15 protein-coding genes and 1 pseudogene are annotated in these 16,539 nt (G+C 73.1%); 10 read left to right on the top strand and 6 right to left on the bottom strand.

Annotation, left to right across the window (positions count from 1 at the left end; translation table 11 throughout):
• Position 1 precedes the first annotated feature (1 nt).
• A complete protein-coding gene (locus IE251_RS23160; protein WP_189754928.1) occupies positions 2 to 1,234 on the bottom strand; it encodes a cysteine desulfurase in 1,233 nt (410 codons plus the stop codon).
• 105 nt (positions 1,235 to 1,339) lie between these two features.
• Here IE251_RS23160 and IE251_RS23155 point away from each other — a divergent pair, with 105 nt between their 5' ends.
• The 9 genes from IE251_RS23155 to IE251_RS23115 all read left to right on the top strand — a co-directional run bounded on the left by IE251_RS23155 (position 1,340) and on the right by IE251_RS23115 (position 11,035).
• Positions 1,340 to 1,948, top strand: a complete 609-nt coding sequence (locus IE251_RS23155; RefSeq protein ID WP_189754927.1) for an ABATE domain-containing protein — start codon at positions 1,340 to 1,342, stop codon at positions 1,946 to 1,948.
• Positions 1,949 to 2,188: 240 nt separating this feature from the next.
• Positions 2,189 to 4,729, top strand: coding sequence for a YfhO family protein (locus IE251_RS23150; protein WP_189755098.1), 2,541 nt, complete (start codon positions 2,189 to 2,191; stop codon positions 4,727 to 4,729).
• 22 nt (positions 4,730 to 4,751) lie between these two features.
• Positions 4,752 to 5,702, top strand: a complete 951-nt coding sequence (locus tag IE251_RS23145) for a glycosyltransferase family 2 protein (protein WP_189754926.1) — start codon at positions 4,752 to 4,754, stop codon at positions 5,700 to 5,702.
• Positions 5,702 to 6,070, top strand: coding sequence for a GtrA family protein (locus tag IE251_RS23140; protein WP_189754925.1), 369 nt, complete (start codon positions 5,702 to 5,704; stop codon positions 6,068 to 6,070). The genes IE251_RS23145 and IE251_RS23140 overlap by 1 nt, the downstream gene beginning before the upstream one ends.
• 45 nt (positions 6,071 to 6,115) lie before the next feature.
• Positions 6,116 to 7,144 (top strand): N-acetyl-gamma-glutamyl-phosphate reductase, encoded by a 1,029-nt coding sequence (gene argC, locus IE251_RS23135; RefSeq protein ID WP_189754924.1) that lies wholly within the window; start codon positions 6,116 to 6,118, stop codon positions 7,142 to 7,144.
• A gap of 88 nt (positions 7,145 to 7,232) precedes the next feature.
• Positions 7,233 to 8,384 (top strand): bifunctional glutamate N-acetyltransferase/amino-acid acetyltransferase ArgJ, encoded by a 1,152-nt coding sequence (gene argJ / locus IE251_RS23130; RefSeq protein WP_189754923.1) that lies wholly within the window; start codon positions 7,233 to 7,235, stop codon positions 8,382 to 8,384.
• Complete coding sequence (gene argB, locus IE251_RS23125; protein ID WP_189754922.1) at positions 8,381 to 9,280, top strand: acetylglutamate kinase; 900 nt, start codon at positions 8,381 to 8,383, stop codon at positions 9,278 to 9,280. The genes argJ and argB overlap by 4 nt, the downstream gene beginning before the upstream one ends.
• Positions 9,277 to 10,482, top strand: a complete 1,206-nt coding sequence (locus IE251_RS23120) for an acetylornithine transaminase (protein ID WP_189754921.1) — start codon at positions 9,277 to 9,279, stop codon at positions 10,480 to 10,482. Before argB ends, IE251_RS23120 begins: the two co-directional genes overlap by 4 nt.
• Positions 10,483 to 10,489: 7 nt before the next feature.
• The gene (locus tag IE251_RS23115; RefSeq protein WP_030781162.1) at positions 10,490 to 11,035 is read left to right on the top strand and encodes an arginine repressor; all 546 of its coding nucleotides are present in this window, start codon (positions 10,490 to 10,492) and stop codon (positions 11,033 to 11,035) included.
• Between the two features lie 92 nt (positions 11,036 to 11,127).
• On the opposite strand, the gene IE251_RS23110 is transcribed toward IE251_RS23115, so the two are convergent.
• The 5 genes and pseudogenes from IE251_RS23110 to IE251_RS23090 form a co-directional block, all read right to left on the bottom strand.
• Complete coding sequence (locus tag IE251_RS23110; RefSeq protein WP_189755097.1) at positions 11,128 to 11,868, bottom strand: FAD:protein FMN transferase; 741 nt, start codon at positions 11,866 to 11,868, stop codon at positions 11,128 to 11,130.
• A 46-nt stretch (positions 11,869 to 11,914) separates the two neighbouring features.
• Positions 11,915 to 12,343: pseudogene (locus IE251_RS23105) on the bottom strand (FMN-binding protein); the annotation flags it as partial.
• 17 nt (positions 12,344 to 12,360) lie between these two features.
• Positions 12,361 to 13,743: a ferredoxin reductase family protein gene (locus IE251_RS23100; RefSeq protein ID WP_189754920.1), complete on the bottom strand. Its 1,383-nt coding sequence runs from the start codon at positions 13,741 to 13,743 to the stop codon at positions 12,361 to 12,363.
• An 80-nt stretch (positions 13,744 to 13,823) separates the two neighbouring features.
• Positions 13,824 to 14,528, bottom strand: coding sequence for a L,D-transpeptidase family protein (locus tag IE251_RS23095; RefSeq protein ID WP_189754919.1), 705 nt, complete (start codon positions 14,526 to 14,528; stop codon positions 13,824 to 13,826).
• 3 nt (positions 14,529 to 14,531) lie between these two features.
• Positions 14,532 to 15,119 (bottom strand): pyridoxamine 5'-phosphate oxidase family protein, encoded by a 588-nt coding sequence (locus IE251_RS23090; RefSeq protein WP_189754918.1) that lies wholly within the window; start codon positions 15,117 to 15,119, stop codon positions 14,532 to 14,534.
• Between the two features lie 126 nt (positions 15,120 to 15,245).
• On the opposite strand from IE251_RS23090, the gene IE251_RS23085 reads away from it, so the two are divergent.
• Entirely contained in the window at positions 15,246 to 16,448 is a 1,203-nt protein-coding gene (locus IE251_RS23085; RefSeq protein ID WP_189754917.1) for an argininosuccinate synthase, read from the top strand.
• Positions 16,449 to 16,539 lie beyond the last annotated feature (91 nt).

Raw genomic sequence — 16,539 nt, 5'->3', positions numbered from 1 at the left:
CTCAGACCCCGAAGTACCGCTGGGCCGCCCGCACCCCCGCCACCAGCGCGTCGACCTCCTGAGGGGTGTTGTAGACGTAGAAGCTCGCCCGGGTGGTCGCCGGGACGCCGAACCGCCGGGCGAGCGGCCGGGCGCAGTGGTGGCCGACGCGGACGGCGACGCCCCGCTCGTCCAGCACCTGCCCGACGTCGTGCGGGTGGACGCCGTCCACGGTGAAGGAGACGGCCGAGCCCCGGTCGGTGAGGTCGCCCGGGCCGACGATCCGCACCCCCGGCACCTCGGCGAGCAGGGCCAGGGCGCGGGCGGTGAGCGTGTCCTCGTGGGCCGCGACCTCCGCCATGCCCAGCCGCTCCAGGTAGTCCACCGCCGCCGCGAGCCCCACCGCCTGCGCGGTCATCGGCACGCCCGCCTCGAAGCGCTGCGGCGGCGGCAGGAACGTGGTGCGGTCCATCTCCACGATCTCGATCATCGAGCCGCCGGTCAGGAACGGCGGCAGCCCGGCCAGCAGCTCCGCGCGGCCCCACAGCACACCGATGCCGTTCGGGCCGAGCATCTTGTGCCCGGAGAAGGCCAGGAAGTCCGCGCCCAGCTCCGTCACGTCCACCGGGCGGTGCGGCACCGACTGGGCGCCGTCCACCACCACCAGCGCCCCGGCCGCGTGCGCCCGGTCGGCCAGCTCCCGCACCGGGTTCAGGGTGCCGAGCACATTGGACTGGTGGGTGAGGGCGAGCACCTTGGTCCGCTCGTCCAGCAGCTCGTCCGCCCGGGTCAGGTCCAGCCGGCCGTCGTCGGTCAGGCCGAACCAGTCCAGCGTGGCGCCCGTCCGGGCGGCCAGCTGCTGCCAGGGCACCAGGTTCGCGTGGTGCTCCATCTCCGTCACCACGATCCGGTCGCCGGGCCCGATCCGGCCGGCGTTGCCGAGCGCGTACGCGACGAGGTTGACCGCCTCGGTGGTGTTCTTGGTGAAGACCACCTCGTCGTCTGCGGCGCCGATGAACCGGGCGACCGTGTGCCGCGCCTGCTCGTAGGCCTCCGTGGCCTCGCCGGCCAGCTGGTGCGCCCCGCGGTGCACGGCGGCGTTGCGGGTGAGGTAGAAGTCCCGCTCCGCGTCCAGCACCTGGAGCGGTTTCTGGGTGGTGGCCCCGGAGTCCAGGTAGACCAGCGGCGCGCCGCTCGCCACCGTGCGTCCCAGGATCGGGAAGTCCTTGCGCAGCGCGTCCACATCGAAGGCCACGACGGTCACCTCTCACGGTTTTTTGAATGGTTCCCCGTGAGGCACGTTAAGCCTTCCTCACGTAGAACTGCAAGAATTGCCGTGAGAGATGGCTAGGATGTGACCGTGGAGCACGAGACCCCCGTCTATCTGCACCAGCTCCCGGTCCCGGGCGAGGACCGGTACGCCTCGCTGGCGCTGGTCAACACCCGGTTCACCGTCAGCCACGGCCCGGTCGACCTGCTCGACGACACCGGCGCCGCGCACCTGTGGCTGGTCCGGCACGCCCTGCTGCCCGACCCGGTGGAGCTGAACGGCCGCCAGTCCGGCCGGCTGCGGGCCCTGCGCGAGGCGCTGCGGGCCCTCTTCGCCGCCCGGGCCGCCGGGATGCGGCCGCCCGGCGACGCCCTGGACACCCTGAACGCCGCCCTCGCCGCCGCCCCCGCCACCCCCCGCCTGGCCTGGGGTGCCGACGGGCCCCGCCGCGCCGACCTCCCCGACGCCGGCAACCCGGCCGCCGCCGCGCTCTCCCTGCTCGCCGAGGACGCCACCGACCTGCTCACCGGCGCCGACGCCGCCCAGCTCACCGAGTGCGCCGCCCGGGGCTGCGCCCGCTGGTTCCTGCGCTCCCACGGCGCCCGCCGCTGGTGCACCACCAAGTGCGGCAACCGGGTCCGCGCGGCCCGGGCCTACGCGGCCCGCAAGTCCGGTTCACCTGAAAAACACCTGTCGTAAATTCAAAATTACCCGGCCGGTCATCAAATTCACTCGGTGTTTCCCCGGTCCGGAGAAAGTCGCTCCATTTTTCGGTGAGCGCACAACCAATCGGAAACGCGCTCCGTCTAAGACCGCGAACAGACGGGGTACGCATTCTGTGAGGACACCGAAAATGCAGCGCAGCACTCCACCGGACGCGCCCGGCAATGCCGGGCGGAAGCCGTGGCCGCACCCGGACGGGAACCGCGTGTGAAAGCGATGTCCCGGCCGGGGCGGGCCGCCTGCCTGCTCGCCGCCGCCCTCGCGGTCACCGCGTTCTGCGCCGGTGACGCGCTCGCGCGCAGCTACCCCTTCGGCCCGCGCACCCGGAGCGTCAACGACCTGGGTAACCAGTTCGTGCCCTTCCACGCCCACCTGTGGGACCTGCTGCACGGCAGGGCCGAGGGCGGCCTCCTCGTCAACTGGCAGTCCGGCTACGGCGCCTCCTTCCTGCCCGACCTCGGCACCTACCTCGGCAGCCCGTTCGCCCTGCTGGTCGCCCTCTTCCCGCGCGACGAGATCGACCTCGCGGTGTATGTGATCACCGTCCTGAAGATCGCCTGCGCCGCCGCGGCCATGACCGGGCTGCTGCTCGCCCTCCGCCCCGGCCGCTGGTGGGCGGCGGGCCTGCTCGGCGCCTCGTACGCGCTGTGCGGCTGGACCCTCGCCGACGCCGACTACAACCCGATGTGGCTGGACGGGCTGATCGCCCTGCCCCTGCTGTGCCTGGTCGGCGAATGGGCGCGCACCGGACGCCGGTTCCTGCCCGGCGTGCTCGTCGTCGCGCTCGCCTGGACCGCCAACTTCTACACCGCCTACATGGCCACCCTCGGCGCCGCCCTGGTGCTGCTGCTCCGGCTGGTGCTCACCCGGCCGCCGCGCCGGCAGGCCCTCGCCACGGCCGGCCGCGCCGTCCTGACCACCGTCCTCGGGACGGGCCTCGCCGCCCCGCTGGTGCTGACCGTCTACTTCGGCACCCGGCACGCCTACCCGGGCCGGGCGCGCGCCTTCTCCCCGGTGCCGGCCGAGGACGTGCTCGCCCGGCTGCTGCCGACGTCGTACGGCTGGGGCTCCCCGGCCCTGTACGTCGGCACCACCGCGCTGCTGCTCGCCCTCGCCCTGCCCTTCCACCGGGCCGTCCCCGGGCGGGAACGGGCCGGCTGGACCGCCCTGGTGCTGCTGGCCGTGCTGTCCCTGCAGTGGGCGCCCACCCATCTGGTCTGGCACGCCTTCGCCACCCCGCAGGGCAGCCCCTACCGGCAGACCTTCGTCGTCTGCGGACTCCTCGTCATCGCCGCCTGGCACACCCTGTCCCACGGCCCGCCCGGCCCGCGCGCCCTCGGCCCGGCCGCCGCGCTGTTCGCCCTGATCACCGCCCTCGCCGGCCCCAGCACCGTGCTACGGCCGCTCACCTGGCCGGTGCTCCTGCTCGCCGTCGCCGGCGCGCTCGGCGGCCTCGTGCTGCTGGCCCGCGCCGGGCGGCGCGGGCCGCTCGCCGGACTGGCCGTCGCCCTGCTGCTCGGCGCGCAGGCGGGGGAGAGCGCCGCCACCACGGCCGTCACCACCCGGCTGCACCTCGCGCGCCTGGACGACTACGCGCCCTGGGGCGGGCGGCAGGAGAGGCAGTCCGCGCTGATCGCCGAGGCCGACGACTGGCCCCGCCACCGCACCGACCCCGGCCGGGAACAGACGGTCGGCAACGACCCGCTGCTGGTGGGCGGCGAGGGCGCCCAGTACTACAGCAGCCTGACCTCCGACGTCCTCAGCCGTACCCTGACCGCGCTCGGCGGCGGCTGGACCTCCCGGGGACGCAGCGTGCAGAGCCTCGACAACGCCGTCACGGACGTGCTCTTCTCCGTCGGCGCCCGGGTGCACTCCCCGCCCGACCCGCACCAGCGGCACTCCCCGCCCGCCGCGTACCCGGCGCACCTGACCCGGCGGGACGTGCCGCCCCTGGTGACCGTGCGGCCCCGCCCGGACAACCGGCCCTTCGGCGACTCGCCCTACCGCAACCAGGAGATCCTGCTCGGCAGCCGCGTCTACACCGTCCCGCCGCTCGCCGTGCGGGACGACTCCGGCCGGCCGCTGCCGGACCGCCGCACCGGCGCCGGCACCGCCCGGACGCGGCCGGTGATCACCGCCCGCTGCCCGGCGGGCACCCAGGTCCACCTGTGGGCCCCGCACTACTCCGGCACCGCCCGGCTCGCCGACGGCGCCGCCACGCTCTTCAACGCCAGGGACACCCGCAGCCGCGCCGCCCTGGCCCCGCTCGGCACCGCCCCCGCCTCCGGGCGGCTGACCGTCCGGCTCACGCCGAGCCGGCCCGGCAGCATCCCGCCCGGCGCGATCGGCTGCCTGGACACCGGCCGGCTGCGCACCGCCGCCGCGCGCCTGACGGCCGGCGGGGCGAGGGACGTCACCGTCTCCGACGGCACCGTGCACGCCCGGCTGCCCGCCGGGAGCCGGGGCCTCGCGGTCCTCGCCGTGCCCCGCATCGCCGGCTGGCGGTGCGCCGCCGGGGACCGACCGCAGCGGCCGGCGGGGGAGTACCACGGCCTGATCGCCGTTCCCCTCGACCCCGAGTCCACCAGCGTGACCTGCACCTTCCACCCGCCCGGCCTGCGGCTCGGCACGGCGGTCGGGGGCGCCTCGCTGCTCGTCCTCGCCGTGCTGACCGCCGCTGCCGCCCTGCGCCGCCGACGCGCGCCGCTGCCGCCCACGACCACATCACCGCGCGAGCGGGTGACCACCGCTCACTGATCGCGCCCAGGGGGAGACCACCATGCTGATATCCATCGTCGCGCCCTGCTACAACGAGCAGGACGTCCTCGCCCGCTTCCACGAGGAGGTCCAGAAGGTCGCCGAGGAGCTGCTGCCCCTCGGCCACGACATGGAGTTCGTCTACGTCGACGACGGCAGCCGGGACCGTACGCTCGCCGTCCTGAAGGAGCTGGCCGCGGGCGACGCCCGGGTGCGCTACGTCTCCTTCAGCCGCAACTTCGGCAAGGAGGCGGCCCTGCTCGCCGGACTGCGGCACGCCTCGGGCGACTCGGTGATCGTCATGGACGCCGACCTCCAGCACCCGCCGGCGCTGATCAAGCGCATGGTGGAACTGCGCGAACAGGGCCACGACCAGGTCATCGCCCGGCGCACCCGCACCGGCGACCGGCTGACCCGGACCCTCACCGCGCGCTTGTACTACCGGCTCGTCAACCGCCTGGTCGACGTCGAACTCGTGGACGGCGTCGGGGACTTCCGGCTGCTGTCGCGCCGGGTGGTGGACGCGGTGCTGGACCTGACCGAGTACAACCGCTTCTCCAAGGGCCTGTTCGCCTGGGTGGGCTTCCCGAGCACCACCTTCGAGTACGAGAACGCCGTCCGCGAGGCCGGCCGCAGCTCCTGGAACCTGCGCGGACTGCTCAACTACGGCCTCGACGGCCTGCTGTCCTTCAACAACCGCCCGCTGCGTGCCGCCCTCTGGCTCGGGGTGGCCCTGCTGCTGTGCGCGGGGGCGTACACCGCGTGGATCGTGGGCGCCGCGCTGGTCCACGGCGTCCAGACGCCCGGCTATGTGACCATCATCACCGCCGTGACCGCCCTCGCGGGCGTCCAGATGGTCATGCTGGGAGTCATCGGGGAGTACACCGGCCGCATCTACTACGAGGTGAAGAGGCGTCCGCACTTCCTGGTGAAGGCTACCAATGTGGAACGGACGAAGGACCTCATTCCCTGATGCGGCAGATACTGACCTTCGCGGCGGTCGGTGTCGTCAATACGGCGACCTACTACTGTCTTTACCTGTTGTTCCTGACCGGCCTGCCGTATCTCGCGGCGCACATCCTGGCCTTCACGCTCGCCATGGTCGGCTCCTTTTTCCTGAACGCCCGCTTCACTTACCGGACCCCGCCCACCTGGCGGAAATTCCTGCTGTTCCCGCTGACGAACGTCACCAACTTCCTGATCACGACGGCCGGGGTGTACCTGATCGTGGACGTCCTGCACGCCGGGAGCCGCTTCGCCCCGCTGGTCGCGTCCGCCGCGGCGATCCCGGTCACCTTCGTCGTCTCCCGCTGGGTGATGCTCCCCAAGTCCATTGCATAAACGTGCAGCGATACGTATAGTCATGCCATCAGGAGGAGGATGGACATGGCAGTACGTGCGGCGGTGGCCGGAGCGAGCGGATACGCGGGCGGAGAGGTCCTGCGGCTGCTCCTCGCACACCCCGAGGTCGAGATCGGTGCCCTGACCGGGAACTCCAACGCCGGGCAGCGGCTCGGCGCGCTCCAGCCGCACCTGCTGCCGCTGGCCGGCCGGGTGCTCGCCGAGACCACGCCCGAGGTCCTCGCCGGGCACGACGTGGTCTTCCTCGCGCTGCCGCACGGCCAGTCCGCGGCCGTCGCCGAACAGCTCGGCCCCGATGTCCTGGTGATCGACATGGGCGCCGACTTCCGGCTGAAGGACCCGGGCGACTGGGAGCGGTTCTACGGCTCCCCGCACGCCGGCACCTGGCCCTACGGCCTCCCCGAACTCCCGGGCGCCCGCGCCGCGCTGGAGGGGTCCAAGCGCGTCGCGGTGCCCGGTTGCTACCCCACCGCCGTCTCCCTCGCCCTGTTCCCGGCCTACGCGGCCGGCCTCGTCGAGCCCGAGGCGGTGATCGTCGCCGCGTCCGGCACCTCCGGCGCGGGCAAGGCCCCCAAGCCGCATCTGCTGGGCAGCGAGGTCATGGGCTCCATGTCGCCGTACGGCGTCGGCGGCGGCCACCGGCACACCCCCGAGATGATCCAGAACCTCAGCGCCGTCGCCGGGGAACCCGTGCGGGTCTCCTTCACCCCGACCCTGGCCCCGATGCCCCGCGGGATCCTCGCCACGTGCAGCGCGTCCGCCGTCGCCGGCGTGACGGCCGACAGCGTCCGCGCCGCCTACGAGAAGGCGTACGCCGACGAGCCGTTCATCCAGCTGCTCCCCGAGGGCCAGTGGCCCGCCACGGCGTCCGTCCACGGCTCCAATGCCGTCCAGGTGCAGGTCGCCTACGACGCCGCCGTGGACCGGGTCATCGCGATCAGCGCCATCGACAACCTGACCAAGGGCACCGCCGGAGGTGCCGTCCAGAGCATGAACCTCGCCCTCGGTCTCCCGGAGACCATGGGGCTTTCCACGATCGGAGTCGCACCGTGAGCGACGCGCGTGCGGCCACCGGGCCGCAGACGACGACGATGGCCGCACCGCTGCGCTGCACGGGCGGAGAAGCGAACAAGGAGATGCAGTGAGCGTCACGGCAGCCAAGGGATTCACGGCGGCGGGGATCGCCGCCGGGATCAAGGACAACGGCAACCCCGACCTGGCCCTGGTGGTCAACAACGGGCCCCGCCGTGCCGCCGCGGGCGTCTTCACCTCCAACCGCGTCAAGGCGGCCCCGGTGCTGTGGTCGGAGCAGGTCCTCAAGAGCGGTCAGGTCTCGGTCGTCGTCCTCAACTCCGGCGGTGCCAACGCCTGCACCGGACCGAAGGGCTTCCAGGACACCCACGCCACCGCCGAGAAGACCGCCGAGGTGCTCGGCCGGGGCGCCGTCGAGGTCGCCGTCTGCTCCACCGGCCTGATCGGCGTCCAGCTGCCCATGGACAAGGTCCTGGCGGGCGTGGAGACGGCCGCCGCCTCCTTGAGCGAGCACGGCGGCGAGAAGGCCGCCATCGCCATCAAGACCACCGACACCGTCCACAAGACGTCCGTGGTGACACGGTCCGGCTGGACCGTCGGCGGCATGGCCAAGGGCGCCGGCATGCTCGCCCCCGGCCTCGCCACCATGCTGGTCGTCCTCACCACCGACGCCGACCTGGAGAGCGAGGTGCTGGACAAGGCGCTGCGCGCGGCCACCCGGGTCACCTTCGACCGCGTCGACTCCGACGGCTGCATGTCCACCAACGACACCGTGCTGCTGCTCGCCTCCGGCTCCTCCGGGATCACCCCCGACCACGACGAGTTCGCCGAGGCCGTACGCCAGGTCTGCGACGACCTCGGCCGGCAGCTCATCGGCGACGCCGAGGGTGCCAGCAAGGAGATCAAGGTCGAGGTGATCAACGCGGCGACCGAGGAGGACGCCGTCGAGGTGGGCCGCTCCATCGCCCGCAACAACCTCCTCAAGTGTGCGATCCACGGCGAGGACCCCAACTGGGGCCGGGTGCTCTCCGCGATCGGCACCACCCGGGCCGCCTTCGAACCCGACCGACTCAACGTCGCCATCAACGGCGTCTGGGTGTGCAAGAGCGGCTCCGTCGGCGAGGACCGCGACCTGGTCGACATGCGCTACCGCGAGGTGCACATCGTCGCCGACCTGGCCGCGGGCACCGAGACCGCGACCATCTGGACCAACGACCTGACCGCCGACTACGTCCACGAGAACAGCGCCTACTCCTCATGACAACCCGTAAGCACACCGCGCTGCCCAAGGCCCGCATCCTCATCGAGGCGCTGCCCTGGCTCACCCGGCACCACGGCAAGGTCGTCGTCATCAAGTTCGGCGGCAACGCCATGGTGGACGAGGAACTGAAGGCCGCCTTCGCCCAGGACGTCGTCTTCCTGCACCACGCCGGGCTCAAGCCGGTCGTCGTGCACGGCGGCGGCCCGCAGATCAGCGCCGCCCTCGACAAGCACGGCATCGCCAGCGAGTTCAAGGCGGGCCTGCGCGTCACCACCGAGGACGCCATGGACGTCGTACGGATGGTGCTCGCCGGGCAGGTGCAGCGCGAGCTGGTCGGCCTGCTCAACCGGCACGGCCCGCTCGCCGTCGGTCTCACCGGCGAGGACGCGCACACCATCAGCGCCACCCGGCACACCCCCGAGATCGACGGGGAGCCGGTCGACATCGGGCGGGTCGGGGAGATCACCGCCATCGACACCGGCGCCATAGCGGCCCTGCTGGCCGACGGCCGCATCCCGGTCGTCTCCTCCATCGCCCGCTCCGAGGACGACGGACACGTCTACAACGTCAACGCCGACACGGCCGCCGCGGCACTCGCCGCCGCCCTCGGCGCCGAGACCCTGATGGTCCTCACCGACGTCGAGGGGCTCTACGTGGACTGGCCCCACTCCGACGAGGTGATCAGCCGCCTCACCGCCTCCCAGCTGGAGAAGCTGCTGCCCGGCCTGAGCGCCGGCATGGTGCCCAAGATGGAGGGCTGCCTGCACGCCGTGCGCAACGGCGTGCACACCGCCCGCGTCATCGACGGCCGGGTACAGCACTCGATCCTGCTGGAGATCTTCACCGACGAAGGCATCGGCACCATGGTCGTGCCCGACGAACAGGGGGAGTCATGAGCAACCAGGAACTGACCGCGCGGTGGCAGGGCGCGCTCATGAACAACTACGGCACCCCGCGCCTGCCCCTCGTCCGCGGTGCGGGCACCCGGGTGTGGGACGCCGAGGGCCGGGAGTACCTGGACTTCGTCGGCGGTATCGCCACCAACGCGCTCGGCCACGCCCACCCCGCCGTCGTCGCCGCCGTCAGCGGGCAGATCGCCTCCCTCGGCCACATCTCCAACTTCTTCATGGCCGAGCCCACCGTCGCCCTCGCCGAACGGCTCCTGCGCCTCTTCGGCCGGGACGGCCGGGTCTTCTTCTGCAACTCCGGCGCCGAGGCCAACGAGGCCGCCTTCAAGATCGGCCGGCTGACCGGGCGCACGCATGTGGTCGCCACCGACGGCGGCTTCCACGGCCGGACCATGGGCGCCCTCGCGCTCACCGGCCAGCCCGCCAAGCAGGACCCGTTCCGGCCGCTGCCCGGCGAGGTCACCCACGTCCCCTACGGCGACGCCCAGGCGCTGGCCGCCGCCGTCACGGAGGACACCGCCCTGGTGGTCATCGAGCCGATCCAGGGCGAGAACGGTGTGGTCGTGCCCCCGGCCGGCTATCTCAAGGCCGCCCGCGCGATCACCGCGGCCACCGGCGCGCTGCTGGTCCTGGACGAGGTGCAGACCGGCATCGGCCGGACCGGCACCTGGTTCGAGTACCAGGCCCACGAGGGCGTGCTGCCCGATGTCGTCACCCTCGCCAAGCAGCTCGGCGGCGGGCTGCCGCTCGGCGCGACCGTGGCCTTCGGCCGGGCCGCCGAACTGCTCCGGCCGGGTCACCACGGGACCACGTTCGGCGGCAACCCGGTCGCCTGCGCCGCCGGACTCGCCGTGCTCGACACCATCGAGGACGAGGGCCTGCTGGACAACGTCAAGCGGCAGAGCGAGCGGCTGCGGGAGGGAATCGAGGCGCTGAACCACCCGCTGGTCCAGGGTGTCCGGGGTGCGGGCCTGCTCCTGGGTATCGTGCTCACCGGGCCGCGCGCGCCGCAGGCGCAGGCGGCGGCCCAGGAGGCCGGGTTCCTGGTGAACGCGCCCGCCCCGGACGTCGTACGGCTCATGCCGCCGCTGAATCTGCGCGACGACGAGGTGGACGCGCTGCTCGGGGCGCTGCCCGGCATCCTCGACGCAGCGGGCCCTGTGGATGGGGACGGACGATCCGGAGAATGAGACGACGATGAGCGAGGCGCAGGACCACGAGCAGGGCGCGGGGGCCGGGCCCGCCGTGCCGCAGACCCGCACCGCACGGCACCGCCGGATCGTGGACATTCTCAACCGGCAGCCGGTGCGGTCGCAGAGCCAGCTCGCGAAGCTGCTCGCCGACGACGGGCTGAGCGTGACGCAGGCGACGCTCAGCCGGGATCTCGACGAGCTGAACGCGGTCAAGATCCGCAACACCGACGGCGACCTGATCTACGCGGTGCCGAGCGAGGGCGGTTTCCGTACCCCGCGCGCGCCGCTGGGGGAGTCGGCGAAGGAGGAGCGGATGCGGCGGCTCTCCCAGGAGCTGCTGATCTCCGCGGAGGCCTCGGCGAACCTCGTGGTCCTGCGCACGCCCCCCGGCGCCGCGCAGTTCCTCGCCTCCGCCATCGACCAGGCCGAACTCCACGACATCCTGGGCACCATCGCCGGTGACGACACGTTGCTGCTGATCAGCCGGAATCCCACCGGGGGGCAGGCCCTGGCGGACCACTTGCTGCGGCTGGCCCAGAACGGCCACTGAGGGCGATGGCGGCGGGGGGTCGCCGGGTGCGGGCCCGTGGCGGCTGATCGCGCGGTTCCCCGCGCTCCTCGGGGGCGCTGCCGAGCCGCCGTTCAGCCCAGCCACGCCCCCAGGCCCGCCGTGCACCGTACCTCCCCGTCCGTCGTGATCAGGAGGCCCTCCGTGTCCGGCAGGGTCTCCAGCCAGGCCAGGCCCTTCCGCGCGCCCATCGCGAACGCGGCCGTGGCCCAGCAGTCGGCGAACGTGAGGCCGGGCCCGACCACCGTCACCGAGACCAGATCCGTCACCGCCGGACGGCCGGTCCGCGGATCCACGATGTGCGCGCCCCGCTCCGCCGTACCGGACGTGGCCACCGCCCACTCCCGGGCCCGGCCCGCCGAGACCACCGCCGCCAGCCCCCCGGCCCGCAGCGGATCGGCCACCCCCACCCGCCAGGCCCGCCCCGGTTCCGGCGCGCCCAGCAGCTGGACGTCCCCGCCCCCGTTGACGCCGACCCCGCGCACCCCGTCCACCGCCGCCAGTCGCCGTGCCGCCCGCTCGGCCGCCCAGCCCTTGACGATGCCGGTGGGGTCCGGCGTGCCCCGGTACCGGGCGCTGAACCAGCCCCCGCTCACCCGCTCCGCCCGAGCCGCCAGCCGCAGCACCTCCGCCACCTCGGGGGCACACCCGGAGAGTTCCAGCTCGCCCCGGCCCAGCCGCGACACCTCGCTGTCCTCGCGGTAGGTGCTGAACACGGCGTCGGCCCCGTGCAGTGCGCCCACGGCCTCCGCCAGCGCCGCGCGGACCGCCGGCGGGTCCCCGCCGCGCACGTCGAAGGAGAAGACCGTCCCCATGACCTCCTCCGTGTGCCGCACCGGGCCGGACACCGGATCAGCCACCGGCCCGGTCCAGGGCCGACTGCAAGGACCGCCGGTAGCCGGTGCTGGTGTAGGTGGCACCGGAGACGGTGTCGATGTCCGCGGTCCCCGCCGCCACCGCCTCCCGGCCGAGCCGGGGCACGGCCAGCTCCGTCTTGCGGCCGCTCAGGCCGCCCGAGGGCGCCTGGACCGCCTCCGCCCGGACGATCCTCCCGGCGGCGACCGTGATCCGCACCCGCACCGGCCCGTACGGCGTGCGCACCGCCTCTCCGGTGACCGTGCGCGCCCCGGCCGGGGCGGACGCCCCCGCCGCCGGCCGTCCCGGGGCCGCGCCCGCCGCCGGGGCGGTGGCCGGATCCGACGCCGGTTTCAGTGACAGCAGCAGGACGACACCGGACACGGTCGCGGCGGCGGCCAGCACGGTCCGCCGTACGGGGTGGCTCTTCCTCATCGCTCTCGCGGCTCCGCTCACATCTCGAACGACTCGTGGTGGATACGGCGGGCGGGAACCCCCGCCCCGCGCAGTGCCTCGTACACCGACCGGGCGAACCCGGGCGGACCGCACAGGAACACGTCGTGCCGGTCCAGGTCCGGGATCCTCCGCCGCAGGGTCTGCGCGGAGATGTCGGGGCGCTCGCCGTCGGGGCTGTTCACGGCGTACATCAGCCGGGCGCCCCGCTGCTTCGCGATCGCCGCCAGTTCGTCCCACAGCGCCAGGTCCCGGGTGGTGCCGGCCCGGTACAGCAGGGTGAGGTCCCCGGCGGCCCCCGGCAGCGTCTCGAACAGGGCGCGCATCGGCGTGATGCCCACCCCGCCCGCGACCAGCAGCACCTTGCCCCGGCTGCGGCGCCCCGCGGTCAGGGCGCCGTACGGGCCCTCCGCCCACACCCGGGTGCCGGGCGCCAGCTCCCGCAGCCGGGCACTGTGGTCGCCGTTCGCCTTCACCGTGATCCGCAGCGTGTCCGGGCGCGGCGGGGCCGACAGCGAGTACGGGTGCGAGCTGAAGCGCAGCCCCGGGGCGAGGAAGCGCCAGCGGAAGAACTGGCCCGCCTCCGCGCCCATCCGGTGCAGCCGGCGCCCGCCGATCAGCACCGACACGATGCCGGGCGCCTCCTCGACGACCGCCGTCACGCGCGGCCGGTGCCGGAGGTTCAGCCGGATCGGGGCGAGGACGCGGTACCGGACGACCAGCGCGGTGACCGTGCCGTACAGGCCGTACCAGAAGGTCCTGGCGGTGGGCTCCACCGCGAAGTCGTTGCCGGCGGTGATCTGGTGCCAGAACGTCAGGAACACCGCCGCGTACGTCAGCAGGTGGAGGTGGTACCAGACGTCGTACGGCAGCCGGCGGCGGACCGGGCCGACCGACGTCAGCCCGATGACCACGAACAGGCCCGTGCCGACGGCCGCCTTCCCGAGGTCCGGGAGCCGGTCGACGGACTCGGCGGTCTGCGCCAGGACGCCGACGGGCGACCGGCCGGCCTGACGCGCGTACCCCCACATGGTGAGGAAGACGTGCGCCACGACCAGGCTCAGCGTGTACCGGCCGGTCATGGCGTGCCAGCGGGCCACCCGGTCGGAGCCGACCCGCCGCTCCAGCGCCGGCACGCGCGCCGTCTGGAGGACGACGAGCGCCATCAGATAGCCGGCCAGCAGGCCGGTGATCCGGCCCGCGCCCAGGATCCGGCCGGTGTCGTCGGCGACGGCGGGCGTGGTGTGCCACCACAGCCACAGCACGGCCGCCGCGCCCGCCCCGGCGGCGAGCAGCAGCAGGGCGGCCGGGGAGCGGCGTGGGCGGACGCGGCGCGTGGTCTGGCGGCGGGCGGCACGTCCGCCCGCGAGCGTGGTGGTCACGGTTCCTCCGCGGGACTCGGCCCTGGGCCCACGGATACGTGCCGGGCGCGCCGGGTGTTCAGCGGCGCGTTCGGGGCGCGTCAGTAGCGGGTGACGGCGGTGGCCCCGTCCTCGGTCCCCACCGCGATGTGCGGCCCGCGGTCCGGCACCGCCCAGCGCAGGATCCGCTCCATCGCGTCCTTGGGCACCGACACACAACCGGACGTCGCCCCGCGCCCGTTGACGTGCAGGAAGATCCCGGCGCCGCGTCCGCGCACGGGCCGGTCGTAGTTGAAGCCGATGACCAGGGCGCGGGCGTACTGCTCCCCGAAGTCGGCCAGGTGCTCGGACTCGGCGGCGCGGCAGTCGGCGGGCAGCGGGTCGGTCCAGCGGTTGTAGGAGCGCGAGTCGTTGTCCTGGCACCACCAGGAACTGTCCCTCACGGCCCGGTACTCCACGTTCGTCCCGGCCGGCGCCGGTTCGGTCCCGAAGCCGAACGGGAGGTCGTACAGGCCGGTCGGGGTCGTCTCGGTGCCCTGCTTGCGGGTGGTGCCCTCGACCAGCCCGCCCGCCCCGAAGCGGGCCGGCGCGGATCCGGCCTGGACCCACCGGCCGTCCTCGAGGTCCCACCAGCCGACCGTGCCCTCGGTGGCGCCGGTGTCCGGGGCCTGGGCGACGATCAGCTGGGAGCCGCCGCCGGTGTCCGCCATCCGGGCCGGCAGCGGTGCCGGGTCCCGGCCGGGGGCGGCGCCGAGCAGGGCGAGACAGGAGACGGACACGAGGGCGAGGACCACACCGGGGCGCATGCCTCAGACGCTAGAGGGCGGCAGCGGCAACGGCAGCCCGGGCAGTCCGTCCAGGCTGGTCGCGATGTGCTCCTTCTTGGTGAAGTACGCGCTCAGCGAGGCGTCGTCCTCGCGGGCGAAGCGCCGCCCGTGCAGATCGCGGTCCTCCTCGTACGCCATGAAGGGGACGGCGTAGCCGCAGGAGTCGCGGACCACGTCGGCGTGCACCACGATGACGGCGCGCAGCCCGTGCGCGGTGTGGTCGATGTCGGGGAAGCGGGCGATGAAGTCCGGGAAGCGCGGGTCGTCCCGGAAGACGGGTTCGCCCCGGCCGTGCACGCGCACGATGTTGGGCGGGCCCTGGAAGGCGCACCACATCAGCGTGATCCGCCCGTTCTCCCGCAGATGGGCGATGGTCTCGGCGGTGGATCCGGCGAAGTCCAGGTAGGCCACGGTGCGTTCGTCCAGCACCACGAAGGAGCCCTTGAGCCCCTTGGGGGAGAGGTTGACCGTGCCGTCGCCGGAGAGCGGGGCGGTCGCGGTGAAGAAGAGCGGCTGTTCCTCGATGAAGGCGCGCAGTCTGCCGTCTATGCGCTCGTAGGTCTTTCCCATGTCCGCCGAGTATCGCCGAGATTCCTTCGACTGTCTAAGTATTCCTCACACTCAAGGCTGATTGACGAATCATGCAGAGCCCTGCATACTCATGCATATCAGCGAATGCACTGTGAGGAGAAACCCGTGACCGAGCGCGTCGTACTCGCCTACTCAGGCGGACTGGACACCTCCGTCGCCATCGGCTGGATCGCCGAGGAGACGGGCGCCGAGGTCATCGCCGTTGCGGTCGACGTCGGCCAGGGCGGCGAGGACCTGGACGTCATCCGCAAGCGCGCCCTCGCGTGCGGTGCCGTCGAGGCCGAGGTCGCGGACGCCAAGGACGAGTTCGCCGACGAGTACTGCCTCCCGGCGATCAAGGCCAACGCCCTGTACATGGACCGCTACCCGCTGGTCTCCGCCCTGTCCCGGCCGACCATCGTCAAGCACCTGGTCGCCGCCGCCAAGAAGCACGGCGCCACCACGGTCGCCCACGGCTGCACCGGCAAGGGCAACGACCAGGTCCGCTTCGAGGCCGGCATCGTCGCCCTCGCCCCCGACCTGAAGTGCATCGCCCCGGTCCGCGACTACGCCATGACCCGGGACAAGGCGATCGCCTTCTGCGAGGCCAAGCAGCTCCCGATCGCCACCACCAAGAAGTCCCCGTACTCCATCGACCAGAACGTCTTCGGACGCGCCGTCGAGACGGGCTTCCTGGAGGACATCTGGAACGCCCCGATCGAGGACATCTACGAGTACACCTCCAACCCGGCCTCCCCCCGCGAGGCCGACGAGGTGGTCATCACCTTCAAGGAGGGCGTCCCGGTCGCGATCGACGGCAAGCCCGTCACCGTCCTCCAGGCCATCCAGCAGCTCAACGAGCGCGCCGGCGCCCAGGGCATCGGCCGGATCGACATGGTCGAGGACCGCCTGGTCGGCATCAAGTCCCGCGAGGTGTACGAGGCCCCCGGCGCGATCGCCCTGATCACCGCCCACCAGGAGCTGGAGAACGTCACCGTCGAGCGCGAACTCGCCCGCTTCAAGCGCCAGGTCGACCAGCGCTGGGGCGAACTGGTCTACGACGGCCAGTGGTTCTCCCCGCTCAAGCGCGCCCTGGACGGCTTCGTCAACGAGGCCAACCAGCACGTCTCCGGCGACATCCGGATGACCCTGCACGGCGGTCGCGCGGTCGTCACCGGCCGGCGCTCCCAGGAGTCGCTGTACGACTTCGACCTCGCCACCTACGACACGGGCGACACCTTCGACCAGTCCGCGGCCAAGGGCTTCATCGACATCTACAGCCTGTCGTCGAAGATCGCCGCGCGGCGTGATCTGGCAGGCGGAGCCTGACGCAACCCGCGAGGGTCACCTCCCCCGCATCAGCCCGACAGCCGCCTCCCCGCCCGGATCGTGGGGAGGCGGTGGCACATCACGAGCTTCG

Source organism: Streptomyces eurythermus, assembly GCF_014649115.1.
GTDB lineage: Bacteria > Actinomycetota > Actinomycetes > Streptomycetales > Streptomycetaceae > Streptomyces > Streptomyces eurythermus.
Note: the sequence above shows the minus strand (reverse complement) of the source record. Positions and strands in the feature narration are given on the sequence as shown.